Origin of the sequence: Devosia sp., from assembly GCF_014860165.1 — a bacterium.
GTDB lineage: Bacteria > Pseudomonadota > Alphaproteobacteria > Rhizobiales > Devosiaceae > Devosia.
The window spans coordinates 24,171-48,241 of record NZ_JACZKG010000054.1; the positions used below are offsets into that span (position 1 = coordinate 24,171).

General features: G+C 64.6%; 22 protein-coding genes. 17 read left to right on the plus strand and 5 right to left on the minus strand.

From position 1 onward, the window contains the following. Positions 1-137: 137 nt before the first annotated feature. Positions 138-1,727, plus strand: a complete 1,590-nt coding sequence (locus IH615_RS13430; RefSeq protein ID WP_291362383.1) for a thiamine/thiamine pyrophosphate ABC transporter permease ThiP — start codon at positions 138-140, stop codon at positions 1,725-1,727. After that, positions 1,714-2,364 (plus strand): ATP-binding cassette domain-containing protein, encoded by a 651-nt coding sequence (locus IH615_RS13435; RefSeq protein ID WP_291362384.1) that lies wholly within the window; start codon positions 1,714-1,716, stop codon positions 2,362-2,364. The genes IH615_RS13430 and IH615_RS13435 overlap by 14 nt, the downstream gene beginning before the upstream one ends. 63 nt (positions 2,365-2,427) lie before the next feature. Here IH615_RS13435 and IH615_RS13440 read toward each other — a convergent pair whose 3' ends face one another. Together IH615_RS13440 and IH615_RS13445 are read right to left on the minus strand one after the other, a co-directional pair. Next, positions 2,428-4,443 carry a hypothetical protein gene (locus tag IH615_RS13440; protein ID WP_291362385.1) on the minus strand — a complete coding sequence of 672 codons (2,016 nt, stop codon included), beginning with the start codon at positions 4,441-4,443 and terminating at the stop codon, positions 2,428-2,430. 48 nt (positions 4,444-4,491) lie between these two features. Further along, on the minus strand, positions 4,492-5,781 hold the full coding sequence (locus IH615_RS13445; RefSeq protein WP_291362386.1) for an adenylosuccinate synthase: 1,290 nt from the start codon (positions 5,779-5,781) through the stop codon (positions 4,492-4,494). Positions 5,782-5,942: 161 nt separating this feature from the next. Between IH615_RS13445 and IH615_RS13450 the strand changes: the two genes are divergently transcribed. Next, positions 5,943-6,887 carry a DMT family transporter gene (locus IH615_RS13450; RefSeq protein ID WP_291362387.1) on the plus strand — a complete coding sequence of 315 codons (945 nt, stop codon included), beginning with the start codon at positions 5,943-5,945 and terminating at the stop codon, positions 6,885-6,887. 57 nt (positions 6,888-6,944) lie between these two features. On the opposite strand, the gene serA is transcribed toward IH615_RS13450, so the two are convergent. The 3 genes from serA to IH615_RS13465 form a co-directional block, all read right to left on the minus strand. Beyond that, positions 6,945-8,528, minus strand: coding sequence for a phosphoglycerate dehydrogenase (gene serA / locus IH615_RS13455; protein WP_291362388.1), 1,584 nt, complete (start codon positions 8,526-8,528; stop codon positions 6,945-6,947). A 171-nt stretch (positions 8,529-8,699) separates the two neighbouring features. After that, a complete protein-coding gene (locus IH615_RS13460) occupies positions 8,700-9,875 on the minus strand; it encodes a phosphoserine transaminase (RefSeq protein ID WP_291362461.1) in 1,176 nt (391 codons plus the stop codon). 293 nt (positions 9,876-10,168) lie between these two features. Further along, complete coding sequence (locus tag IH615_RS13465; RefSeq protein WP_291362389.1) at positions 10,169-10,486, minus strand: hypothetical protein; 318 nt, start codon at positions 10,484-10,486, stop codon at positions 10,169-10,171. Between the two features lie 192 nt (positions 10,487-10,678). On the opposite strand from IH615_RS13465, the gene IH615_RS13470 reads away from it, so the two are divergent. From IH615_RS13470 to IH615_RS13535, 14 genes are all read left to right on the plus strand, one after another. Further along, positions 10,679-11,485, plus strand: coding sequence for an N-acyl homoserine lactonase family protein (locus tag IH615_RS13470; RefSeq protein WP_291362390.1), 807 nt, complete (start codon positions 10,679-10,681; stop codon positions 11,483-11,485). A 77-nt stretch (positions 11,486-11,562) separates the two neighbouring features. Further along, positions 11,563-12,759, plus strand: coding sequence for a serine hydrolase domain-containing protein (locus tag IH615_RS13475; RefSeq protein WP_291362391.1), 1,197 nt, complete (start codon positions 11,563-11,565; stop codon positions 12,757-12,759). Continuing rightward, the gene (locus IH615_RS13480; RefSeq protein ID WP_291362392.1) at positions 12,756-13,535 is read left to right on the plus strand and encodes an SDR family oxidoreductase; all 780 of its coding nucleotides are present in this window, start codon (positions 12,756-12,758) and stop codon (positions 13,533-13,535) included. Before IH615_RS13475 ends, IH615_RS13480 begins: the two co-directional genes overlap by 4 nt. A 92-nt stretch (positions 13,536-13,627) precedes the next feature. After that, complete coding sequence (locus IH615_RS13485; RefSeq protein WP_291362393.1) at positions 13,628-14,383, plus strand: SDR family NAD(P)-dependent oxidoreductase; 756 nt, start codon at positions 13,628-13,630, stop codon at positions 14,381-14,383. A 78-nt stretch (positions 14,384-14,461) separates the two neighbouring features. Next, on the plus strand, positions 14,462-14,893 hold the full coding sequence (locus IH615_RS13490; protein WP_291362394.1) for a carboxymuconolactone decarboxylase family protein: 432 nt from the start codon (positions 14,462-14,464) through the stop codon (positions 14,891-14,893). 84 nt (positions 14,894-14,977) lie between these two features. Then, positions 14,978-16,276 carry an ABC transporter substrate-binding protein gene (locus tag IH615_RS13495; protein WP_291362395.1) on the plus strand — a complete coding sequence of 433 codons (1,299 nt, stop codon included), beginning with the start codon at positions 14,978-14,980 and terminating at the stop codon, positions 16,274-16,276. A gap of 71 nt (positions 16,277-16,347) precedes the next feature. Then, positions 16,348-17,085 carry an ATP-binding cassette domain-containing protein gene (locus tag IH615_RS13500; protein ID WP_291362396.1) on the plus strand — a complete coding sequence of 246 codons (738 nt, stop codon included), beginning with the start codon at positions 16,348-16,350 and terminating at the stop codon, positions 17,083-17,085. Beyond that, the gene (locus tag IH615_RS13505) at positions 17,066-17,776 is read left to right on the plus strand and encodes an ABC transporter ATP-binding protein (RefSeq protein ID WP_291362397.1); all 711 of its coding nucleotides are present in this window, start codon (positions 17,066-17,068) and stop codon (positions 17,774-17,776) included. The genes IH615_RS13500 and IH615_RS13505 overlap by 20 nt, the downstream gene beginning before the upstream one ends. Next, on the plus strand, positions 17,773-18,651 hold the full coding sequence (locus tag IH615_RS13510) for a branched-chain amino acid ABC transporter permease (protein ID WP_291362398.1): 879 nt from the start codon (positions 17,773-17,775) through the stop codon (positions 18,649-18,651). Before IH615_RS13505 ends, IH615_RS13510 begins: the two co-directional genes overlap by 4 nt. Further along, entirely contained in the window at positions 18,648-19,646 is a 999-nt protein-coding gene (locus IH615_RS13515) for a branched-chain amino acid ABC transporter permease (RefSeq protein WP_291362399.1), read from the plus strand. The genes IH615_RS13510 and IH615_RS13515 overlap by 4 nt, the downstream gene beginning before the upstream one ends. Next, the gene (locus IH615_RS13520; RefSeq protein ID WP_291362400.1) at positions 19,643-20,398 is read left to right on the plus strand and encodes an SDR family NAD(P)-dependent oxidoreductase; all 756 of its coding nucleotides are present in this window, start codon (positions 19,643-19,645) and stop codon (positions 20,396-20,398) included. The genes IH615_RS13515 and IH615_RS13520 overlap by 4 nt, the downstream gene beginning before the upstream one ends. Then, a complete protein-coding gene (locus IH615_RS13525) occupies positions 20,395-22,014 on the plus strand; it encodes a choline dehydrogenase (protein WP_291362401.1) in 1,620 nt (539 codons plus the stop codon). The genes IH615_RS13520 and IH615_RS13525 overlap by 4 nt, the downstream gene beginning before the upstream one ends. After that, positions 22,011-23,642, plus strand: a complete 1,632-nt coding sequence (locus IH615_RS13530) for a GMC family oxidoreductase N-terminal domain-containing protein (protein WP_291362402.1) — start codon at positions 22,011-22,013, stop codon at positions 23,640-23,642. The genes IH615_RS13525 and IH615_RS13530 overlap by 4 nt, the downstream gene beginning before the upstream one ends. Beyond that, complete coding sequence (locus IH615_RS13535; RefSeq protein ID WP_291362403.1) at positions 23,639-24,067, plus strand: heme-binding protein; 429 nt, start codon at positions 23,639-23,641, stop codon at positions 24,065-24,067. Before IH615_RS13530 ends, IH615_RS13535 begins: the two co-directional genes overlap by 4 nt. Positions 24,068-24,071: the final 4 nt, after the last annotated feature.

Sequence of the window (24,071 nt, forward strand, 5' to 3'; positions counted from 1 at the left end):
GAGAGGTCGACCGTCTTCGGTCGGGTGAGGGGGCCTTCCCCACACGCCGAGCCAAAAAAAGGCCCCCTCACCCGGCGCTGTCGCGCCGACCTCTCCCCCAAAGGGAGAGGTGAGCTGCGGCGCTTGGAATCGGCCCCTTGCTGACCCTGCCCCATCGCCCCATCCGTATCGCAGTCGCCATCACCCTGGCCGTGGCAATAACCGCGCTCATCGCCCTCGTCCTTTGGTCGATCCTGACGGCGGCCAGTGGCGGCGCCACCGGCTCGCGCATCGACATCCCGCACCTGTTGCGCATGACCTCCATCCAGGCCGGCCTCACCACCGTCCTCTCCATAACCGTGGGAATTGCCCTGGCCTGGGCGCTCAATCGCCTGCGTTTCCCCGGCCGCGACCTGGTCGTCGGCCTCTTCGCCTCGGCCATCGTCACGCCCGGCATGGTGGTGGCCTTCGGGCTGCTGTCAATCTGGGGACGCAACGGCTGGATCAACCAGGCCAGCGAGGCCTGGTTCGGCATATCGATCGGCAGCCCGGCCTACGGCCTTTCGGGGATCCTGCTCGCCCATGTCGTGCTCGACGGCGCCCTGGCCGCCCGCATCATGCTGGCCCGGCTCGACGCCATTCCCACCGGCCGGCTCAAGACCGGCCAGTCGCTGGGCCTGTCCGCCTTCCAGCGCTTCGCCATTATCGACTGGCCGGCCCTGCGCGGCACCATACCCGGCCTTGCCGCCATCATCTTCCTCCTCGCCTTCACCAGCTTTCCCATCGTGCTGCTACTAGGCGGCGGCCCCGCCAACCAGACACTGGAAGTCGCCATCTACGCTGCCGTGCGCCAGGATTTCGACCTCGCCGGTGCCGTGCTGCTGGCCGCCACCCAGATCGCCGTCTGCTCGCTGGTCATCCTGGCCGCCTCGGCCCTGGCGCCCATCCCCACCAACTTTGGCGCCTCGACACCGCCGCGCTGGCGCGACAGAGGCCCGGCCCGGTCGCTGCAGGCCCTGGTTCTGCTCGGCTGTACCATTGGCTTCCTGTTGCCACTGACCGCCGTGCTGGTCGACGGCGTGGGCGCGGGAATGGGACGTGTCGTGGCCCAGCCGGCCTTCTGGTGGGCAGCAGCAAGCAGCCTTGTCATCGGCACGACCTCAGCCCTGCTGACCCTGTTGCTGGCCCTTGCCCTGGCCCTTGGGCGCGGCGCCACCGGCAGCGGCACCCTGCGCACGCTGCTGGGCATGCCGGCCTTCGCCTATCTCGCGGTGCCCGCGGTCGTGCTGTCGCTGGGATTCTTCCTGCTTGTGCGCACTCTCGGCATCGCGCCGTCCACGGCCGCGCCCTTCGTCGTCATCCTGGGCAATAGCCTGTTGGCGCTGCCCTTCGCCATGGCGACCCTGGGCCCGCCGCTCGAAGCCATTGCCCGCACCCGCGGCAAGCTCATCCGCTCGCTCGGACTGTCCGGCTGGCGCCAGTTCGCCCTGGTCGAATATCCCCTGCTCGGTCGGGACATCGGGGTCATGCTGGCGCTCGCCTTCTGCTTCTCGCTGGGCGACCTCGGCGTCATCGCCCTGTTCGGCACCCAGGATTTCCAGACCCTGCCGCTGATGATGTTCCGCGCGCTCGGCTCCTATCGCAACAACGACGCTGCCGCGATCGCCGCCATCCTGCTGATCGGCACCATCGCTGCCTTTGTCGGTCTGCCCAAACTGTTCGAGAGGATCGCCGATGCTGCGCGTTGAGAACCTGACCTACGCACATCCCGGCCAGGCGGCTCCCTACATATTCTCCTTCACTGCCGAAGCCGGCGAGGTCACCGCCATTTCGGGGCCTAGCGGCTCAGGAAAATCGACCTTACTCGACCTGCTCGCCGGCTTCCTGTTGCCAAGCGCCGGCCGTATCGAACTCGACCGGCAGGACCTGCTGCCCCTGCCCCCCGAGGCCCGGCCGGTGTCACTGCTGCTGCAGTCGGAAAGCCTGTTCGAGCACCTGACGGCGGCGCGCAATATCGGGCTTGGCCTGCCGGCCGGCCTCGACCGCGCGCAGGCCCGGATGCAGATCGATGCGGCCTTGGTGGAGGTTGGTCTTGAGGGAATCGGCGACCAGGTGGCCAGCACGCTCAGCGGCGGCCAGAAACAACGCGTGGCCCTGGCACGCACGCTGTTGCGCGCCAGGCCGGTGCTGCTGCTGGACGAACCCTTCTCGGCCCTGGACGACGACACCCGCATTTCGGTGCGGGAGCTGGTGGGCCAGCTAACGGCGCGCCACGCCTGGCACACCATCCTCGTCAGCCACCACGCCGACGACATCGCAGCCCTCGCCAGGCGGCGCTATGTTCTGTCCGAGGGGAAATTGCGGGCCGTAACGCCCTCCCCCTGAACGAGGGGAGGAGCAGTTGCGCTTGCAGGATACTTGTCCCCACCAGGGGCGGGGGAATCGTATCTACTCAGCCCAAGCGGAGAACACCTTGTCGAACAGGGCCTGCGCCGCCTCATCCTTTTCCAGGGTGATAATGGCATTCCGCCCGGTGCCGTAGACGACCGCCAGATCCATCCAGCGGCGGTTTTCCAGCAGGTCGGTATTGGTTTCGGCATCGGCCGGCGTGGCACTGAGCGCGAACAGGAACGAGTTGCCCACCACGCGTGCCGACGCACCCACCAGCGCTGTGCCCGGCACCAGTTCCTCGTCCTTGAGCAGCACGCCCGGCAGCGTGGCGATGGTGCCCCCGATGAAGGTGTCGTTCACCTTGAAGTCGACTTCCATCAGATGGCTCGCGGGCAGGCTCGGATCGGAATTCTTGCGGATGGTGATATCGACGCCCAGGTTGCGCGCCGGAATGCTCGCCGTACCGATCAGCGTCGGCAGCCCGAGCTCGTCCACGCCTTCGCTCCACTCAACCGTGCCCGAGAACGGCACGGCGCCTGTCGTGCCGTCCTGGCTGGCCTCGAGCAGCAGCGACTGGCTGCCGGCGAGAACCGCCGGATCGACCGAGGCCGCGGGGTCGGCGATGGCGAGCGGGGTCGTGTCCTCGCCTGTCAGCCGTTCCTCGCTCTTGATCTCGCCAGAATTCACATCGGGCAGCACGGTCTCATTGCCGGTCGGCTGCACAGGTTGCGGCGTCGGCTCAAGCCGATCCTCAATCTCAAGTCCGCCGAGCTCCGCATTGGCATTGCCAGTCGGGGTGACAGGCGCCGTGTTGCCGGGTCCGACCACGGCGTCACTGGTCGTTTCTGCCGGCTGCACCGGGTCGAGCGTCGGCGTCGAATTGGCTGCGTCCGCCGTCTCGGTCACGGGCGCCTGCGCCTGGCCGAACATCTGGTCGAGATCGACATAGCCCTCGCGCCACGCCCAGAAGCCCGCGCCGCCGACACTGGCGAGCAGGATGGCGAAGACGACAAGGAAGATCGTGAGCCCGGCGCCACTGCGCTGGGCCGGGGCGTCGGTAAAGCCGGCATCGTCGCTCTCGTCGGCTACCGGCGGCTTGGCGAAGGATGCAACGGCAGGCTCGGGCAAGGCGGGTGTCGGCTCGCCGCGCGCCTCGCGATCCAGGACTTCGATGGCACGCTCGATGACACCCTGCGCCTCGGTAGCGTCGGGCTCGACATCGACTTCCCGCACGCTCGAGAGCGCCGCCTCGACCGGTACGGGCTCGATGACGGGCGTCACGACCTGCTGCCGCGCCACGGCATGGTTGCCGATCGACGGCTCGATCCGCGCCGTGACCCGGGTCGCCTCGGCCGAGGAATTGGCCGCCAGCGGAATGGCATCGCGGCGCGGCTCGAAACTGGGCCCCTTGAGGGGCGATTCCAGCGGACGGACGTTGGAGGATTGCGGCACGGGCGAGGTCGGACCCGTCCGGTTCGCCTGCACGCGCGCCACGATGGCCGGCATGACCCGAATTTCGGATTTTGTCTCGGGCTTGACCTCGGATTCGGTCTCCGCCTTGCCCCCCGCGGGCTCCGCCGAACCCTCTGTCACGGCCGATGCCTGGCTGATGATGTCTTCGATGGACATGGGTGCCGCAGGCTTTGGCGTGACACTGACCGGCGTACCGGCCTCGGCCGGTACCGGCGCCGCCCCGATCGTCGCGGCCTCAGGTCCGGATGCCTCGACGGGCGCGGGCTTTGGTGCCTCGACCGGCGCCGGCTTGGGTGCCACTGCGACCGGCGGCGGGGTCGGTGCGGGATCGGCAACCGGCGCCGACGCACGCGGCGCTGGCGGGTGTTCGCGCCCGAGCGTGATGACGGCCTCGCTGGCTTCCTGCTCGACCTGGCGGATACAATCTTCGAGCTGCAGGCGATGCTGGGTGATGTCGCGTGCCGGCAATGGCGGCGTAATCGCACGCAGCTGTCCGACGAGGGCCGAGCGGGCCTTCTCGTAGACTGCCCGGCGGGCCGCCCCATTGTTCTCCGGCAGCGCCGATATGGCGCGGCGCAACAGCTCCTTGTAGTCCGCCATGTGTTACTTGATACTCACAATTGCAGCGATGTGTTGTAACAAAAAATCTCAGTCTTGGAATGGGTCAACCACCAAGATGGTATCCAGCCGTTCCGGGCTCGTCGACAGCATGGCGACCGGCGCCCCGATCTGCTCTTCAATATAGCGGACATACTTGATCGCCTGCGCGGGAAGATCGGCCCAGCTCCGGGCGCCGGCGGTGGTGTCCGACCAGCCTTCGAGCGTCTCGTAAATCGGCTTAACGCGCGCTTGTGCCCCCATTGAGGCAGGCAAATAATCAATCCGTGATCCATCGAGTTCATAGCCGACGCAGACCTTGATCTCCTTGAGACCATCGAGCACGTCGAGTTTGGTCAGCGCAATACCCGTAATGCCCGAGGTCTTGACCGTCTGGCGGACCAGCACGGCGTCGAACCAGCCGCAGCGGCGCGGCCGCCCCGTATTGACCCCGACCTCGCGGCCGACCGTCGCCAGGTGGCGCCCGATCTCATCGTCCAGCTCGCACGGAAACGGACCTTCGCCGACGCGGGTCGTATAGGCCTTGGTGATACCAAGCACATAGCCGATCGCCGTGGGCCCCAGGCCCGAACCGGCCGCCGCCTGGCCGGCGACGGTATTGGACGAGGTGACGAAGGGATAGGTGCCGTGGTCATTGTCGAGCAAGGCACCCTGCGCGCCCTCGAACAGAATGCGGGCGCCAGCCCTGCGCTTGTCGTCGAGCACTTTCCAGACCTGGTCCATGAAGGGCAGGATTTCCGCCGCCACTGAAGTCAGTTCGTCAAAAATCTTCTGCGCTTCGATCTCGACCAGGCCCATGCCGCGGCGCAGCGCATTGTGGTGGCCGAGCAGGCGTTCAATCTTGACCATCAGCGTGTCCGGCTCGCTGAGATCGATCAGCCTGATGGCGCGTCGGCCGACCTTGTCTTCATAGGCCGGGCCGATGCCCCGCTTGGTGGTGCCGATCTTGAGGCCCGAATTGGAATCTTCGCGGATGGCGTCGAGCTCGCGATGCAGCGACAGGATCAGCGGCGCATTGTCGGCAATGCGCAGGATCTCGGGCGTGATCTTGACGCCCTGGCCGCGCAGTTTGGCCATTTCCTGGACGAAGTGATGCGGGTCGACGACCACGCCATTGCCGATCACCGAGAGCTTGCCCTGCACAAGGCCCGATGGCAGCAGCGCCAGCTTGTAGCTCACCCCGTCGATGACCAGTGTGTGGCCGGCATTGTGGCCGCCGTGATAGCGCACCACCACATCGGCGCGCTCGCTCAGCCAATCGACGATCTTGCCCTTGCCCTCGTCGCCCCACTGCGAGCCGACGACAACCACATTAGCCATAGAATTACCTTCTCCAGGATAGGCGCGACACAAAGGGCCCGGCCGCCACGGCCGCACCCTTATCCACTTGGACGTCTGTCCTCCCGGCCACCTTGGGTAGAAATTTTGCCGATGGCCGAATAACTGCTAAGTCCAGACGTCCATACATCACCAAGACGACGATGACAAAGCCGCAGACCCACGAAAATCGCGGCATATCGGCCCGCCTGCTCGACCAGCCCTACCTGCTGCTGATTCTGGCCCCGCTGTTTTGGGGCGGCAATGTCGTGGCGGCCAAGCTGGTGGTCGGCGAAATCGACCCCTTCCTGCTGCTGGCGGCTCGCTGCGTCGGCGCGACGCTGTTCATCCTGCCCTTTGCCTGGCCCTATCTCAAGGCCGACTGGCCGGTGATCCGCAGGACATGGCCACAACTGATGGCTTTCGGCTTCGTCGGTTATGCCCTGTTCAACGTGCTGCTCTATCTGGGGCTCAGCACCACATCAGGGGTCAATGCCGCCATCGTGCAGGCATCGCTGCCCATGCTGATCCTGCTCGCCAATTTCGTGGTGTTCCGGGCCCGGGCAAAGGTCCTGCAGATCGTAGGCGTGATCATCGCCATATCCGGCGTCATGCTGACCGCCACCCACGGCAATCTGGGACGGATACTCACCCTCGACATCAATGTCGGCGATGGCTTCGTCATCCTGGCCTGCCTGGCCTACACTGCCTACACGCTGGCCCTGCGCTTCCGGCCGGATGTGCACATGATGAGCTTCATGGCCGTGGCCTTTTCGGGCGCAGCCATCAGCGGCGTTATCATGCTGCAGCTCTTCGGGGACGGGGTCGGACAGTTCGCCACCATCCCGTCCATGTCGGCCACGGTCTGGATTGTGCTGATCTATGTGATGATCTTTCCGTCCATGTTCAGCCAGGTGGCCTATGCGCGCGCCGTCGACCTCGTCGGCCCCAACCGCGCCGCACCAAGCCACAACCTGATCCCGGTTTTCGGCGCCATTGGCTCCGTGTTGATTCTTGGGGAGCGATTGGAGCTCTACCACTACCTGGCAGCGGCGATCATCATCGGCGGCATCGTGCTGGCCGAATGGGCCGCACGGCGGCGACGGTAAAATGCAGAAGGCCGACGCAATCGCCGGCCTTCCGGAGCGGCAAGACTTGCTTCGCCGCTAGAACCGCAGGGCCTTGGCCTGCTTGACGCCTTCGAGCGAAGCGATTTCGGCCAGCTGGTTCTCGGTCAGCGTGCCGTCGATGGAGACAAGCGCGATGGCGTCGGAACCGACATCGACACGGCCGAGGTTGAAATTGGCGATGTTGATGCCGAGCTTGCCCAGGAGCGTGCCGAGGCGGCCGATATGGCCAGGCTTGTCCTCATTGGTCACATAGAGCATGGACGGCGTCAGTTCGGCCTCCATGTTGATGTCCTTGACCTGGATGATGCGCGGCTTGCCGTTGGCGAAGATGGTGCCGGCCACGCCGCGCGTCTGCCGCTCGGTGGTCACCGTCAGGCGGATATAGCCCTCATAGGCGCCCTGGCGATCGCGCGTGGTGGTCTCGACGGTAATGCCGCGATCCTTGGCGATCTGCGGCGCCGAGACCATGTTGATATCGCCCAACGAGGGCTTGAGCACGCCGTTGATGGCCGCAGCGATCATCGGCTTGACGTTGAGCTCGGCAACATTGCCTTCGAACTCGATCTTGATGCCGCTGATCGCCGTTTCGGTGAGCTGGCCGGCGAAAGAACCCAGCGCCTCGGCCAGCTTGACCCACGGCGTCAGGATCGGGGCTTCCTCGGCCGAGATCGACGGGAAGTTGAGCGCATTGGTGATTTCGCCAACCATCAGATAGGCCGAAATCTGTTCGGCCACCTGCAGCGCCACATTCTCCTGCGCCTCGGTCGTCGCCGCACCCAGATGCGGCGTGCAGATGACGTTGGGCAACTCGAACAGCGGATTGTTCTCGGCTGGCTCCTCGAGGAACACGTCGAGCGCCGCGCCGGCAACATGGCCCGACTTGAGGGCGTCGTAGAGCGCGGCCTCGTCGATCAAACCGCCACGGGCGCAGTTGATGATACGCACGCCCTTCTTGGTCTTGGCCAGGGCCTCGGCGTCGATGATGTTGCGCGTCGCCTCGATCAGCGGCGTGTGCAGGGTGATGAAATCGGCACGGGCCAGCAGCTCGTCCAGCTCGACCTTTTCGACGCCCAGCGTCTGTGCGCGCTCTGGCGTCAGGAACGGATCGAAGGCGATGACCTTCATGCGCAGGCCGATGGCGCGGTCGGCCACGATGGAGCCGATATTGCCGGCGCCGATTAGGCCCAGCGTCTTGTTGGTGACCTCGACACCCATGAAGCGGTTCTTTTCCCACTTGCTGGCGCGGGTCGAAGCATCGGCTTCCGGCAGCTGGCGGGCCAGCGCCATCATCATGGCAATGGCATGCTCCGCGGTCGTGATGGAGTTCCCGAAGGGCGTGTTCATCACGATGATGCCCTTCTTGGTCGCGGCCGGAATGTCGACATTGTCGACCCCGATACCGGCGCGGCCGATGACCTTGAGCTTGTGGGCGGCGGCAATGATCTTTTCGGTGACCTTGGTGGCCGAGCGGATGGCCAGGCCATCATACTGGCCGATGACTTCGAGCAGCTTTTCCTTGTCCTTGCCCAGATCGGGCAGGTAGTCCACCTCCACGCCATTGTCCTTGAAGATCTGGACGGCGGTGGGGCTCAGCTTGTCGGAAACGAGAACCTTGGGCATGGCAGCCCTCCTGCTTTTGGTTGCGGGAGCAGGGTTTGAACCTGCGACGCCGCATGAATACGAGAACTCCGTCCTCTCCCCGCCGTCACCACCCGGCTTGTCCGGGTGGTCCATGGATTGCCCGGACAAGCCGGGCAATGACGATCAGGGGGAGGTCGGACTAGACGGGAACTAGGCAGCGGCCTTGTTCAAGGCTGCCAGCTCTTCGGCAAAGGCATAGTCCAGCCACGGCACCAGCGCCGCCAGGTCGGCCGCCTCGATGGTCGAACCGGCCCAGATGCGCAGCCCCGAGGGAGCATCCTTGTAGGCGCCGATGTCATAGGCGACGCCTGCCTTGTCGAGACGCGACACGATGGCCTTGGCGAAGGCCGCCTGCTTGTCGGCGTCGAGCGCCGTCACCGTAGGGTCGACGATCGACAGGCACACCGAGGTGTTGGAGCGGTTGGCTGCGTTCTTGGCCAGGAAATCGACCCATGGGGTCCTGGCGACCCAGTCAGCCAGCACCTTGAAATTGGCGTCGGCGCGGGCCTGCATGGACTTGAGGCCACCCAGCGACTTGCCCCATTCCATGGCGTCGATCGCGTCCTCGATGCAGATCATCGACGGCGTGTTGATGGTCGCCGCCTCGAACACTTCCTCGAGCAGCTTGCCGCCCTTGGTGAGGCGGAAAATCTTGGGCAACGGCCGGTCGGGCTTGAAGGTCTCGAGCCGCTCGACGGCGCGGGGGCTGAGGATCAAGACGCCATGGGCGGCTTCGCCACCCAGCGCCTTCTGCCAGGAGAAGGTCACGACATCGAGCTTGGCGAAATCGAGATTCTGCGCAAAGGCCGCCGAGGTGGCGTCGCAGATGGTCAGCCCCTTGCGGTCGGCCGCGATCCAGTCGCCATTGGCGACCCGCACGCCCGAGGTCGTGCCATTCCAGGTGAAGACCACATCGCGATCGAAATCGACTTGGCCCAGATCGGGCAATTCGCCATAGGGCGCCTTGAGGATGCGGACATCATCGAGTTTGAGTTGCTTGGACACATCGGTGACCCAGCCCTCGCCGAAGCTCTCCCAGGCCAGCATGTCGACGCCACGGGCGCCGAGCATCGACCACAGCGCCATTTCGACGGCGCCGGTATCTGATGCCGGGACAATGCCGATACGGTAATCGGCGGGAACTTCAAGCAGTTCGCGCGTCAGGTCGATGGCGCGCTGGATGCGGGCCTTGCCCGGCTTGGAGCGGTGCGACCGACCAACCAGCGAATTGCTGAGCGCTTCAACCGTCCAACCAGGACGCTTGGCACAGGGGCCCGACGAAAAATTCGGATTAGCCGGTTTCACCGCCGGCGCGGTCAGGGGCATTGCAGCCATATCAAGCGACCCTCCCAGGTCTATGCGTCTCGCGTTAGGGCGAGATGTCCTGAAGCGGGAAATACGCCGGATCGATCCAGGCCGTCAATGAGTCTTTTGGGGACCCACCACCAACACTGTTGAGGAACTCAGAGATCGTCTTGGGGAACACGTGACCGAGCCCGAATCGGGTTGTCCACCCAGGCCGCCGCCATGCGGCGATGGTTGCGAGATGCGACAGTCAGGCGGCACGGTCAGTTCCCCCTGAGGGCTTCAGAGCGGCCCGCGTTTCGCTAGCGTGTCGCCTAGTCGGGCCGGAACCGCCAGGCAATTGTGGCGCGGAGCGGCGCGGTGACTTGCCCGGAATTGTGCGAGGCCGAGCCGAGTTTCTCGAGCGTGGTATTTCCGTTCAATCCGCTGCCCGTCGCTGGTTGATCAGGCAGATCGAGCAGGCGTTGTCCCTCAATGAGCGCCACCGAGGTTTCATCGGTAAAAGCATGGCCGGTGAGCGCCACCGGCACCATGAGCCCGCCGGTGGGAAGACGCAGGCTCACAAGGCCGCTTTCGGTGTCATGCGTGAGCTCTGCGCTGCACACCGAATCCGTTCTCAACGCGGTTGGCATGTAATTCCGCGTCCAACGGGAGCAGCCAAAGTCTGGGAGGGGCGCGGCGCATGGCGTTTTCAGACCTACCTGCATTCCGGATAGAGCGGTTGTACCGACAATAGACACCTGGTGGCGGCTTCGGCGCCTTGACGTGCCGAGCATTTGCGCTTCCTGTCGCACTGTCATACAAAGATAGGGTGGAGGTAGACGATGGTGGCCATAGATTACCAAGTGCTGGCACTGCGCTATGCCAGCACCGAGCCCTCGCGCCCGCGACACGAAAACTTCCTGCCCGGCATGGACCTGCATGATGGCCCCATGCCGCTGGACTACTTCGTCTGGGCGATTGAGGGGATGGGGCGAACCGTCATCGTCGACACCGGATTTGGTGCCGATCAGGCCGTGGCGCGCGGTCGCAGGCTGCTGCACGAACCGGCCACGTTGTTGAAACAGGCCGGAATTGACGCGGGAGCGGTCACCGACGTCATTCTCACCCACCTCCACTATGACCATGCCGGCGGGCTGTCACAGTTTCCGGCGGCGCAGTTTCATCTGCAGGACGACGAGATGAGTTACGCGACGGGGCGCAACATGTGCCACGCCCACCTGCGCGCGCCATTCGAGGCCGAAGATGTGGTGGATGCGGTGCGCCTGGCGTTCAAGGGCAGGATGCGTTTCCACAGCGGCGATGCGGAGCTGTTCCCGGGGATCAGCCTGCACCGGATCGGCGGCCACTCGGGCGGTTTGCAGGTCGTGCGCGTGGCGACAAAGCGGGGGCCGCTGGTGCTGGCCTCTGACGCGTTCCATTTCTCGGAGAACCGGGTGCGCCGCGCACCCTTTCCCATTGTCTATCACCTGGGCGAAATGCTCGATGGCTTCGACCGTTGCGAGCAACTGGCAGGCGGAGATGCCGACCTGCTGATTCCCGGCCATGATCCGGAGGTGCTGCAGCGCTGGCCCCGCCTGCGGGAGGACACGCCTGATATTGTCCGGGTCGATCTGGCACCGACACGGTGATTCTGAATTTTGTCATCTTGACGTATTGTCATACAATGTGGTTTGGTCGCAAGGCTTTCGACTGAAGAGGAGCGGCCATGCAGATAGACACCACCATTGAAGCCCAGGGCCGATCCCGCCGCATTCGGGGTAGTTATGATCCCCGCTTCGCGCCGGTTCTTGATGCCTTCATCGAGAACTACCGGACCGAAGAGGAGATTGGTTCGGCCACCTCCGTAGTGGTCGAGGGCCAGACGGTTGTCGATCTGTGGGGAGGCAGCAGGGACGCCGCCTTCACCCGTGATTGGGAACGCGACACCATCGTCTGCATGATGTCCGTGGCCAAGGGCATTTCCGGCATTGCCTTCAACATCCTCATCGACCGCGGCTTGGTCGATCCTGACGCGCCGGTGGCGCGCTATTGGCCCGAATTCGCCCAGAACGGCAAGGAGGGCGTACTGGTGCGCCATGTGCTCGATCACACCGCTGGGCTCCCCGTGGTGCTGGAGCCGCTGTGGAAGGGCGCGATCTTTGATTGCGATGCCATCGTAGCCGCGCTCGAGAAACAGGCGCCGCTGTGGCCACCGGGCACGACGGCGGCCTATCACATCCACACCCAGGGCAACCTGCTGGGCGAGATCGTCCGCCGTGTCACTGGTATGCGTTACCGCGACTTCATCGCCCAGGAACTGGTGCGGCCGCTGGGGCTGGACTACCGGATCGGCGGGCTGACCGAGGCCGATTTCGACCGCAGGGCAGAACTCGTCCCAACCGTCGAGGGAACCCTGTTTGCGCGCAAGGACAGCGAACCGGATTCACTGCTGGCCAAGGGGTTCCAGCAGCATCCGGACGAGCCCATCGGCGTCACGCTCAATTCGATCGGCTGGCGCCAGGCCGAAATCGCCAGCGCCAATGGACATGGCACGGCGCGCTCGGTTGCCGCCATCTACGGCGCCATCGCCAATGGCGGCACATTGGGCGATGTGCGGATCATGTCGCAGCAGACCATCGCCAATATGCTGACCGAGCAGCACAACCAGACCGAAAAGATGCAGAACCGTCCTTATCATCAGGGGCTGGGCGTTCTGCTCAATACGCCGGTCTCGGTGTGGATGGGCCCCAATCCACATGCCTTCGGCCACCACGGTTTCGGTGGTTCCATTGGCATGGGCGATCCCGACGCCAAGCTCGGCTTCAGCTATGCCTGCAACAAGATGCATGCCCTGCCGGATAATGGTCCGCGCGCGCGCCGCATCATTGAGGCGATCTATGGCGTGTTGGGGGAACAGCCATGAGTTCCATTGAGCCGCGTGTTGCCGCTGTGACCGGCGGAGCGGGCGGAATTGGCGAAGCAACCGTGCAGCGCCTGCGTCAGGACGGCTGGCAGGTGGCAGTGCTCGACCTCGATCCGGACAATGCCAAACGCGTGGCCGAGCGTCACGGTGCGCTCGCCTGCCCGATCGACATCGGCGACGCCGCAAGCATCGAGGCGGCGGCAGCCTTTGTCGAGCGGGAACTGGGGCCGTGCTCTGCATTGGCGGCGGTTGCAGCGCACCTGGAAAATCCGCATGCGCCTGAGCGGCAGGACATGAACGAGTGGGACGATATCCTGCGAGTCAACCTCACCGGCACATTTCGCACGCTGACCGCCTTTGGGCGCGGCATGAAGGAGCGCCGCAGCGGCGCCATCGTGACAGTTGGATCGATCACCGCCTTCAATTCGTCGCCGCTACAGGCCTATGGCCCGACCAAGGCCGCCATCCTCAACATGACGCGCAATTTTGCCGTCGCCTGGGGACGTAGCGGGATACGTGTCAACTGCGTCTGCCCCGGCCCGACGCGCACGCCCGCTGTGGAGGCCAGCTATGCCCGTGGCGAGCGCAATCCGGAGACCATGATCCGCCAGACCGCCCTGGGCACCCTGGTTCGGCCGATGGACGTGGCCAATGCCATTTCCTTTCTGCTGTCTGACCAGGCGGCGGCCATTACCGGGATCGACCTGCCGGTCGATAGCGGCACGCTGGCGACCCAGCTCTGGTCGCTCTACGGCGGCGTTCCCGGGCCCGAATAGCAATCCAATTAGCAGCACCTCAGCAACCAAATGGGGTTGCCAAGCGTCCAAGATTGTCATACAAACGTACGGTATACAAAGGAGTGAGTGCGTTGGACGAGGGAACACAACGCCAGGTCATCCTGGTTACCGGGGCAGGCAGGGGCATCGGCCGGGCAGCCGCAGAGCGCCTGGCGCGCAACGGCGTATCGGTCGGTGTGCTCGACATCTCTTCGGACCTCGCTGCTGAAACCGTGGCAAGTATCCACGAGGCCGGCGGACGCGCCTTGGCGCTGACCACCGACGTGGCCGATCGGGCAGCCATGCTGTCTGCTGCTGCGCACCTGAGCAGCGCGTTCGGCCCGCTCACCGGTATCGTCAATGACGCCATGTGGATCCGCTACGGTCCCATTGAACATCTTGCTGAGGATGATCTCGACCGCATGCTGGCTGTTGGGGTCAAGGGCCCGATCTGGGGCGTGCAGGCCCTGCTGGCGCATCGTGGGCCAGGGGCGGCATGCGTGGTCAATCTCGCCTCACCCGTCGCCGATCTCGGCATGGCCAATACCGTCGCCTACACCGCCGTGAAGGGCGCCATCGTTGCCTTGACCCGGCAAATGGCAGTCGAGCTGGGGCCGCAGGGCATTCGCGTCAATGCGGTGGCTCCCGGCGCCGTGCCGACACCGGGCGCGCGTGCCATCGTCGACGAGGCCGGCTACGCCAAGCGCCGCGCCCAGACGCCCTTAGGCCGGCTGGGCGAGGAATCCGAGATTGCCGCGGCCATCGCATTTCTGTGCGGGCCGGACGCCGCCTTCATCACCGGCGAAGTGTTGCATGTCGATGGCGGCATAACAGTCAAGTCCATGTGAGGCGCGTGATGGCAAATCGAAGGGACGATCGTCCCGCCCCAAACTCAACCAGTCATCTACAGCAAGGCAATGATCGTCATGACGACTGAACCAAACGAACTGGACGAAATGTTCCGGCGTGGTCTGGCGCTCCGCCGTCAGGTGCTGGGACCTGAATATGTTGATCGCTCCATGGCCAATGCCAACGACTTCATGATGGCCTTTCAGCGGGTCACGACAGAGTGGTGCTGGGGCTATGCCTGGACGCGCGACACGCTCGATCTCAAGACGCGCAGCATGCTCAACCTGGCCATGCTGACCGCGCTCAATCGGGCCGCCGAGATCCGGCTGCATGTGCGCGGGGCGATCAACAATGGCGTCACGGTCGAGGAGATCCGCGAAACCCTGCTGCATGCCACCATCTATTGCGGCATTCCGGCCGGATTGGACGCCTTCAAGGCTGCCAATGAGGTGCTCGTGGAGATGGGTGTCATGGAGCCAGCCGCCGAAGTGGTGGATATCGAAGAGTAATGACATATTGACGTACTTGTAGACTGTCATACAAACTGACTGAAGGACGATGCGTAGCGCACGATCCAACGAGGGAGGAATATCATGAGCACAATCAAGTCCGGCGGGCCTGTTGCCAGTCGCCGTCAAGTCATCAAGGGGCTGGCCTACGGCGGCGCCGCTGCCGCGATCGGCATGCCGCACATTGCCCGCGCCCAGGACAACGATACGATCCGTATCGGCTATATCGACCAGTTCACCGGCATTCGCGCCAACTTCGGCGAGACCGCACCCTGGGTGGTCGACCAGATGGAAGCCCTGCTGGCCGACGGCATCGAAATCGGCGGCAAGACCTATAATGTAGAAATCCTGCGCCGCGACAGCCAGTCCGACCCCAACCGCATGGGCAGCCTGGGCAACGAGCTGGTGCTGCGCGAAAATGTCGATCTGCTGCTGGTTGCCGACGGCCTGGCGGCGCCGGCCCTGGAAATCTGCGACCAGAACGGCACGCCCGCCATTTCGACCATCCTGCAGTGGGAACCCTTCTATGCAGCACGTGGCTCCAACCCCGAAACGGGCTATCCTTGGAGCTTCCTGTTCTTCTGGAGCGGCGGCGACATCATCAAGAACTATGTCGGCATGTGGGATGCTTCGGGCATCGACAAGGTGGTTGGCACCTTCTACGAGGACAACGACTTCGGCCGCGGCTTCTCCGCCGGCATGACCGACTCGCTCAAGGCCGGTGGCTATACCGAAGTCCCCGGCGGTCTGTTCAAGGAACAGGTGGACGATTTCTCCAACCAGGTCGCCGCTTTCCGCGACGGTGGCGCCAAGATCGTCACCGGCCTGGTCTTTCCGCAGCACCTTGCGACTTTCTATGGCCAGGCCCTGCAGGCCGGGCTCGAGCTGGACGCGGTCACGATTGCAGCCGCATTCGTCTTCCCGTCGGGCGTCGAAGTGCTCGGCGACCGGGGCGCGGGCATGTCGACCGAAATCTGGTTCAACCGCCAGTTGCCGTTCAAGTCGAGCCTGACCGGGGAAACCGCCGACGCCTTCTGCGGGGCTTATGAAGAGGCCACGGGACGTCAGTGGGCGCAGCCTATGGGCTACCACCATGCCATCTGGGAAGTTGCCCTGGCCGCCCTCAAGGCATCGGGCGATCCCAAGGATCGCGCGGCGGTTCGCGACGCCATTGCCGGGCTCGAACTCGACACCATCATCGGCAAGGTCGATTTCAAGAACTCGACAATGAAGTCGGTGGCCAACACCTGGGTCACCATGGGCCAGTGGCATGCCAACCCCGAGGGCAGCAAGTTCCCCTATGAGCTTTATGTGACCAACAATGTCACGGCCCCGGAGGTCCCGGTGCAGAAGGAGTTCCTCCCCCTCTCCGCCTTCCGCTGACCGGGCGCATACTGGCCTGACGGCCGGGGACCCAACGGGCCCCCGGCCGAATTGATGAGCAGGAGACACCAATGCCCCCCGTATTGCAGGCCGACCGCCTTTCAAGGCGTTTCGGACAGATCGTCGTCGCCGATGAACTGTCCTTCAGCGTCGATCACGGCCAATGCCTGGGCATTATCGGGCCTAACGGCGCCGGCAAGACTTCGGTCTTCAACATGCTGGCCGGGGTGATCCGTGCCCAGAGTGGCCACATCCTGCTCAACGGCGCAGATGTGACCACCAAGGCGCAGCATGAACGCACCCGGCTGGGGATTGGCCGCACCTACCAGGTGCCGCAGCCTTTCGGCCAGCTGACCGCCTTCGAAAACGTGTTGACCGCCGCCAGCTTTGGTGGTGGCCGCCGTGGTCAGGACGCCGCCGACCACGCCGCAAGCATTCTCGATCGCACCGGGCTGAGCAAACGGTCCGACATGCCGGCAGGCGCACTGCCCTTGCTCGACCGCAAGCGGCTGGAACTGGCGCGGGCGCTGGCCTTGTCGCCGCGCCTGCTGCTGCTTGACGAAATTGCCGGTGGCCTGACCGAGGCCGAGGTGAACGTGCTGGTCGATCTGATCGCCGCCATCAAGCCGACACTGGCCATCGTCTGGATCGAGCATGTGACCCATGCCGTATCGGCGGTGGCCGACAATGTCGTCGCCATCAACTTCGGCAAGAAGATCGCCGAGGGTACGCCGGCAGCCGTCATGGCCGATGCCGCCGTCCAGGAAGTCTATATGGGAGCCGTGATGGATGTCGCTGCTGTCGGTTGAAAATCTCGAAGTCTCCTATGGCGACTTCCAAGCGGTGCGCGGCGCGTCCCTCGAGCTGGAGGCCGGCCAGACCATTGCCATCATCGGCGCCAATGGCGCCGGCAAGTCCACCCTGCTCAATGCCATTGTCGGGCTGAACAGCCAGAAGCGTGGCACGGTCCGTTTCGACGGGCAGGACATAACCCACCTGCGGACCGACCGTATCGCCCGGGCAGGGATCACCATGGTCCCCGAAGGCCGGCGGCTGTTTGGCACGCTGACCGTCGAGGACAACCTCATGGTCGGCCTCGCGGCCGAGCGGCCGGGGCCCTGGACCATCGAGGCGATTTACCAACTGTTCCCGCGCTTGGGTGAGCTGCGCAGCATGGTTGCCGGCAGCCTGTCGGGCGGCCAACAGCAGATGGTGTCGATCGGCCGGGCGTTGATGACCAATCCGCGCGTGCTGCTCTGCGACGAGATCTCCCTGGGGCTCGCTCCCAAGGTCATCGGCGATATCTACCGCTGCTTTGACGCGATCACCGCCAGCGGCGTCTCGGTGGTGCTGATCGAGCAGAACGTGGTGCAGGCCTGCGCGGCCTCCGGATACGTCTATTGCATGCTCGAAGGCCGGATCAGCCTCGAAGGGCGCCCGCAGGATCTGACCAGAGCCGAAATCACAGCGGCCTATTTCGGCACGGAGGTCCGGACATGATCTGGCTCGAAACCATTGCGAACGGCATCTTCCTTGGCGGCCTCTATGCCCTGATCGGACTGGGACTGGGCTTCGCCTTCGGCGTGATGCGGGTGGTGAACGTGGCGCAGGGCGATTTCATCGTCGCGGCCGCCTTCATCGGGCTGTTCCTCTATCCCTGGACGCCGGTACACCCGATCCTCGTGATCATCCCGGTCGCGGTGGTGGCCTTCCTGATCGGCATGGCGCTGCAATGGCTGCTGGTCAACCGGGTGCTGGGGCACGACCAGATCCCGCAGATCCTGCTCACCTTCGGCTTGGCCATCGTGCTGCGCAACGGCATGGTTGCCGGCTTCGGCGCCAACAGCCAGTCGATCGATGTGGGCGAGATGCGCTTCTGGGGTTTCGATTTCCTGGGCCTGCGGCTGGGGGTATTGCCCGCGCTGGTCCTGGTGATCGCCATTGTCCTGTTCGCCGCGCTGCACCTCTGGCTGCACCGGTCCCGGCTTGGTCGCCTGATCCGGGCCACGGCCGATGACTATCAGATCGTGCAGCTCCAGGGAGTCAACTACCGCAAGGTCTACGCCGTGGCCATGGGCCTCGCCATGGCCCTGTCAGCCGTGGCTGGCGTGCTGCTGGCCATGCGCGGCTCGTTCACGCCCTATTCGGGCTCCGATCGCCTGCTCATCGCCTTCGAGGTTGTGGTCATCGGGGGGCTCGGATCGTTCTGGGGTATGTTCCTGGGCGGCATGGTCCTGGGCGTGACCCAGTTGATCGCCCTCAAGCTCGATCCGACTTCGGGGCTGATGTACGGCCACATCGTCTTCTTCATCATCCTAATCCTGTCGCCAAACGGCCTGGCCGGGGCATTTCGCAACGCGGTGTTCCGGAAATGACACGAGCCTCAATCTCTTCGCCCAAACCCGCACTGGTGGCCGCTGCCGCCGCTCTTTCGACCATCTGTCTTGCTCTGGCCCCCTTCGTCGTCCGCGAAGGTGACCTGAGGCTGATGATCGAGATCTTTGCCGTCTTCACCTTTGCGCAAAGCTGGAATTTTCTGGCCGGCTATGTCGGGTTGATGTCGTTCGGGCAGCAGCTCTTCATCGGACTGGGCGCTTATTTCGTCTTCCTGATATCGGGCAAGGCCGGCATCAACCCTTTCCTGCTGCTGCCGCTTTCATTCGTCTTCTGCGCCGCCTTCGCAGCGGTCTGTGCGCCGTTCGTCTTCCGCCTGCGCGATGCCTATTTTGCCATCAGCATCTGGGTGATCGCGGAAGTGGTCCGCATGTTCATTTCGCAGAAAGACTGGCTGGGCTCGGTCAGCGGCCTGCCGCTGGTGGCGACGCGCGGCATGGATCGCACCGTGGTGGCCAACACCACATTCTACTTCGTCGCAGCCCTGGCACTGATTTCGGTCTTTGGCCTCTACGCCCTGTCCCGCAGCCGCATGGGACTGGCCCTTGCGGCGGTGCGCGACAACGAGGGTTCCGCGGCCGCTGTTGGTATCAATGTGTGGTGGACCCGGTTCTTCGGCTTCGTGCTGGGCTCGGGCCTCGCCGGTATCGCGGGCGCCACCTACTACATGTCGGTCTTTCACGTGGAGCCCGGCGGCGCCTTCGACCCGAACTGGATGGTCATCATGCTGTTCATCGTCATCATTGGCGGCGTCGGCACCATCGAGGGACCGATCATCGGCACCACCATCTATTTCCTGTTCCGCGCCTGGTTCGCCGGCACCGGCAATCTCTACCTCATGCTGCTGGGGGCGGCCGCCGTCGTCACCATGCTGGTGGCACCCAAGGGCATCTGGGGCGTCCTCCGCTCCCGCCTAGGTTTTGAACTGTTCGGCACCCGCCGGCTCGGCCCCACCAATCACAGGAGTTCACCATGACCGGCAGGCTCGCTGGCAAGCGCATTCTGGTCATCGGCGCCGCCAGCGGCATCGGCCTGGCCGTCGCCCAGGCGGCGGTGGCCGAAGGGGCACGGGTCGTGATTGCCGATCTGGCGCAGGAGGCCGGTGAGACCGCCGCGCGGCAAACGGGCGGCGATTGCAGTTTTCGCCAATGCGACGTTGGCGATGAAGCCAGTGTCATGTTGACTGTCGCCGGGGCCGCCGCGCAACTGGGCGGCCTCGATGGCCTGGTCAACAATGCCGGCCTGATGCGCGCCGGTCCGCTGGAATCGCTGACATCAGGCGACTGGGACCGGATGATGACGGTCAACGCCCGGGGCGTATTCCTCGCCGTCCGCGAAGCCATTCCGCACCTCAAATCCGCTGGCGGCGGGTCCATCGTCAATACCGCCTCGCTGGCAGCCAAGCGTGGCGGCCCTGGCATTGGCGGCTATGCGGCGACCAAGGGCGCCGTCATGGCCTTCACCACGGCAGCGGCGCTGGAGCTGGCCCCGCACAAGATCCGGGTCAATTCGGTATGCCCGGGCTTCATCGACACGCCGTTCAACAATCCCGCCATCAACTTCATGGGCGGGCGCGAAGAGCAGGCCAGGATCGTCAAGGCCATGGTGCCGCTCGGTCGCCAGGCGACGCCCGAAGAGGTTGCACCACTCTACACCTACCTGCTGTCTGACGAGTCCGGCTACGTCACCGCGCAGGCCCTCTCCATCGACGGCGGTGTCTACAATTGAGCGCGGCCAGCGAAGTCGACAGGTTCGACTATGTGGTGATCGGCGCTGGCTCGGCTGGCGCTGCCGTAGCCGCCCGGCTGAGCGAGAACAGCGCCCACCGCGTGCTTCTGCTCGAGGCGGGCGGCATGGATCGGCATCCCGGATTTCGTCTGCCGCTGCTGATGGGCGCCTTCATCAAGTCAGGCATCTACAACTGGGGCTATGCGACAGAGCCCGAGCCCCATCTGGATGGACGCCGCATTGCCTGGCCACGCGGCAAGGTGATTGGTGGAACCTCCACGCTCAACGGCATGGTCTACATCCGAGGCGTACCGTCCGACTATGACGGTTGGGGTCTCAAGGGCTGGTCGTGGAATGAGGTTCTACCATTCTTCCGCAAGGCGGAGGGCCACGAGCACAGACGTGACCCGTGGCATGGCACATCGGGGCCGCTGCATGTTCGCCGCGCTACCGGTGGTCATCCACTCGCCGAGGCTTTCGTAGGCGCCGGCGCGCAGGCAGGATATCCGACAAATGATGACTTCAACGGGCCAACGCAGGAAGGGTTCGGCCTTTATGATTTCACCATCAAGAACGGGCGCCGCTGCGGTACTGCTCGCGCCTATGTCCGGCCGTCGCTGGGGCGGAAGAACCTCAAACTCGCCACACATGCTTTGGTGCGGCGCCTGATCGTTGAAGACGGCAGGGTGAGCGGCGTGGAGTATGAACGCGGCGGGCAAATCTGCCGGGCTGATGCAGCGCGTGAGGTCGTTCTATCGGCCGGCGCGATCAACTCCCCACAGATTCTCATGCTCTCCGGCATTGGCGATTCTCGCGAGTTGAAGAATATCGGTATCGAGCCGGTGCTTGATCTGCCCGGTGTTGGTCGCAACCTCCAGGACCATTTCGATTGTGCCCTGGTCTATGAATCCCGCGAGCCCGTCTCACTTTACAGCCAGTTGCGCTTCGACCGCGCGGTGCTGGCCGTGCTGCGCGGCATGGTGTTTGGCGCCGGACCGGCCACGGTCTTCCCCTACGAGGGTGGTGCCTTCATCAAGGTCGATCCCAGGGAATCCAACCCGGATATCCAGGTTCACTTCATGCATGGCCGCGAGGATACGGCGCAGCTGCACGCATTCTCGCCGCCGCGACCCGAAACCAAGCATGGCTTCACGATCAGGGTGTCACAGCTTCGGCCCGATAGCCGCGGCCAGGTTCGCCTGCGCTCGGCCGATCCGCATGATGCGCCCTTGATGACGGCCAATTACCTCGCAGCCGACCGCGATGTTCAAACCACCATCCAAGGACTTCGGGCGATGCGCCGCGTGGTGGAACAGAGGGCGTTCGACCGCTATCGCGGTCGAGAAATTGCGCCCGGGCCCGAGGTGGCAAGCGACGTAGATTTCCGGCATTGGCTGAGCCGGGCCGGTGGCACGACCTTTCATCCCGTAGGCACATGCGCAATGGGGCATGGCCCAGACGCCGTGGTCGATGAACAGTTGCGACTGCACGGACTTGCCGGGCTGCGCATTGCCGACGCCTCGATCATGCCGCGCATCATCAGTGGCAACACCAATGCGGCAAGCATCATGATCGGTGAAAAGGCCGCGGCGTTGATCAGCGGTGGAACGGCATGACCGCTGCTGAAGCAGAGTTCGACTATATCATCATCGGCGCCGGCTCCGCCGGCTCAGTGGTGGCCAATCGACTGTCCGCCGATCCGCAACTGAGAGTACTGGTGCTGGAGGCCGGGCCGGACGAGCGAGTCATCCATAGCCGTGCTCCCGGCGCGTTTGTTGGCCTGTTTGGAACAGACCGAACCTTTCCCTACGTTTCGGACCCCGAGCCGGCTGCCGCCGGCCGGCGAATCCATGTGCCGCAGGGCCGCATGCCGGGCGGTGGCAGCGCCATCAATGGCATGATCTATGTCCGCGGTGATGCCCGCGACTATGACGACTGGAGCGCGGCCGGCTGTACTGGCTGGAGCTATGACGAGGTGCTGCCATATTTCCGGCGCTCCGAACAGAATGTGCGTCTAGCCGACAGCTTCCATGGTGTCGACGGACCGCTCGGTGTCACCGACGTGCCGCATCGCCATGCCGTCAGCACCGGATTCGTGCGGGCGGCCCAACAGGCAGGACTGGCCTACAATCACGATTTCAACGGGGCCAGCCAACTCGGGGTCGGCTTTTTTCAGGTCACCCAACGGGACGGGGAACGCGAGAGCACCGCTGCGGCCTTCCTGCGACCGGCGCTCCGCGCAAGGCAGAACCTGGCCCTCGAGCTGAACGCAGACGTAGAGCGGATCGCTGTCGCCGACGGGCGGGCAAACGGCGTCTTCTGGCGACGCGGCGGCACATTGCGTGGCGCCACCGCACGACGCGGGGTCATCCTGTCAGCGGGCGCCATCGGTAGTCCCCGCCTGTTGCTGCTGTCCGGCATTGGCCCGGCTGCGCAACTGGCGGAATGGGGAATTCCCGTCGTCCACGACCTCGCCGGTGTCGGGCGCAATTACCAGGACCATCTCCAGATCCCCAATTACTACGCGACACGGGGGCCGATCAGCCTGCTCGGGCAGGACAAGGGCCTCAACGCGGTTCGACACCTGGCGCAGTGGGCACTGTTTCGCACCGGCCTGCTCACCTCCAATGTGGGCGAAGCCGGCGCGTTTGCCGATACCGATGGCGACGGTCGCGCCGATATCCAGCTGCATGCCTTTCCGGTGATGGTGCCCGACCACGAACGGGCGCCGCCGCCCGGCCACGGGATCACGATCAGCCCATGCGACCTCAGACCGAAGTCGCGCGGACAGGTGATGCTGCGCGGGGCTGATCCGCGCCTGCCGATGCGCATCATTGCCAATGCACTGGGTGACGAAGCGGATGTGGCCTCGCTCGTCAGGGGGCTTCGACTTGCGCGCCGGATAGCTCGGGCTCCTGCGCTGGCCGCAATGGTCGAGCGTGAACTTCTCCTGCCTGCAGACGATCCTGGTGACACTGTCTTGGCCGACTATGTCCGGTCCTATTGCAAGACCGTCTATCATCCTGTCGGAACGTGCCGGATGGGCATCGACGCCGGTGCGGTTGTTGATCCGGGCCTTGCGGTTCGGGGCATCGCGGGCCTACATGTCGTTGATGCGTCGATCATGCCGGCCATTCCGAGCGGCAACACCAATGCGCCAACCATCATGATTGCTGAAAAGGCCGCCGATCTTCTGACCGGCAAGGCGCCGCCGCCACGCGCTCCCCAACGGGTCGCCGCATGAGCGCGCTGATCCGCCACAAGGCTGTGTTGACCACGGCGACCGCCGAGCGCCTGGCGCAAGCGGGGTTGGCGTATGCCAGGAGCAATTCCATGGTGGTTGCTGTAGCAGTCGTCGATGACGGGGGCGCCGCGATCGTTCTCATCCGCATGGATGGAGCGAACCCTGCCGTTGCCGATCTGGCGCTCGACAAGGCCCACACTTCTGCCAACACAGGCGCGCCCACCGAGGCCTTCGGGGAACTCATGCTGTCACGCCCTGGGCTGGCGTTGGGCCTTTCGAACCGGCCAAGGCTGTTGACGTGGGGCGGGGGCGTGCCGGTGCGGGTCGATGGTCACGTTGTCGGCGCGATTGGTGTTTCCGGCGGTCCGGAAGATGACGATATCGCTTGCGCCAGGGCCGCGCTTGCCGCGTTAGACCTGGGCTGAGCCC

Bases quoted from the DNA above. Each gene is read 5' to 3' on its own strand.
- IH615_RS13435 (WP_291362384.1), top strand. From the start codon at position 1,714: ATGCTGCGCGTTGAGAACCTGACCTACGCACATCCCGGCCAGGCGGCT.
- IH615_RS13440 (WP_291362385.1), bottom strand. From the start codon at position 4,443: ATGGCGGACTACAAGGAGCTGTTGCGCCGCGCCATATCGGCGCTGCCG.
- IH615_RS13445 (WP_291362386.1), bottom strand. From the start codon at position 5,781: ATGGCTAATGTGGTTGTCGTCGGCTCGCAGTGGGGCGACGAGGGCAAG.
- IH615_RS13450 (WP_291362387.1), top strand. From the start codon at position 5,943: ATGACAAAGCCGCAGACCCACGAAAATCGCGGCATATCGGCCCGCCTG.
- serA (WP_291362388.1), bottom strand. From the start codon at position 8,528: ATGCCCAAGGTTCTCGTTTCCGACAAGCTGAGCCCCACCGCCGTCCAG.
- IH615_RS13460 (WP_291362461.1), bottom strand. From the start codon at position 9,875: ATGCCCCTGACCGCGCCGGCGGTGAAACCGGCTAATCCGAATTTTTCG.
- IH615_RS13465 (WP_291362389.1), bottom strand. From the start codon at position 10,486: ATGCCAACCGCGTTGAGAACGGATTCGGTGTGCAGCGCAGAGCTCACG.
- IH615_RS13470 (WP_291362390.1), top strand. From the start codon at position 10,679: ATGGTGGCCATAGATTACCAAGTGCTGGCACTGCGCTATGCCAGCACC.
- IH615_RS13475 (WP_291362391.1), top strand. From the start codon at position 11,563: ATGCAGATAGACACCACCATTGAAGCCCAGGGCCGATCCCGCCGCATT.
- IH615_RS13480 (WP_291362392.1), top strand. From the start codon at position 12,756: ATGAGTTCCATTGAGCCGCGTGTTGCCGCTGTGACCGGCGGAGCGGGC.
- IH615_RS13490 (WP_291362394.1), top strand. From the start codon at position 14,462: ATGACGACTGAACCAAACGAACTGGACGAAATGTTCCGGCGTGGTCTG.
- IH615_RS13495 (WP_291362395.1), top strand. From the start codon at position 14,978: ATGAGCACAATCAAGTCCGGCGGGCCTGTTGCCAGTCGCCGTCAAGTC.
- IH615_RS13500 (WP_291362396.1), top strand. From the start codon at position 16,348: ATGCCCCCCGTATTGCAGGCCGACCGCCTTTCAAGGCGTTTCGGACAG.
- IH615_RS13505 (WP_291362397.1), top strand. From the start codon at position 17,066: ATGTCGCTGCTGTCGGTTGAAAATCTCGAAGTCTCCTATGGCGACTTC.
- IH615_RS13510 (WP_291362398.1), top strand. From the start codon at position 17,773: ATGATCTGGCTCGAAACCATTGCGAACGGCATCTTCCTTGGCGGCCTC.
- IH615_RS13515 (WP_291362399.1), top strand. From the start codon at position 18,648: ATGACACGAGCCTCAATCTCTTCGCCCAAACCCGCACTGGTGGCCGCT.
- IH615_RS13520 (WP_291362400.1), top strand. From the start codon at position 19,643: ATGACCGGCAGGCTCGCTGGCAAGCGCATTCTGGTCATCGGCGCCGCC.
- IH615_RS13530 (WP_291362402.1), top strand. From the start codon at position 22,011: ATGACCGCTGCTGAAGCAGAGTTCGACTATATCATCATCGGCGCCGGC.
- IH615_RS13535 (WP_291362403.1), top strand. From the start codon at position 23,639: ATGAGCGCGCTGATCCGCCACAAGGCTGTGTTGACCACGGCGACCGCC.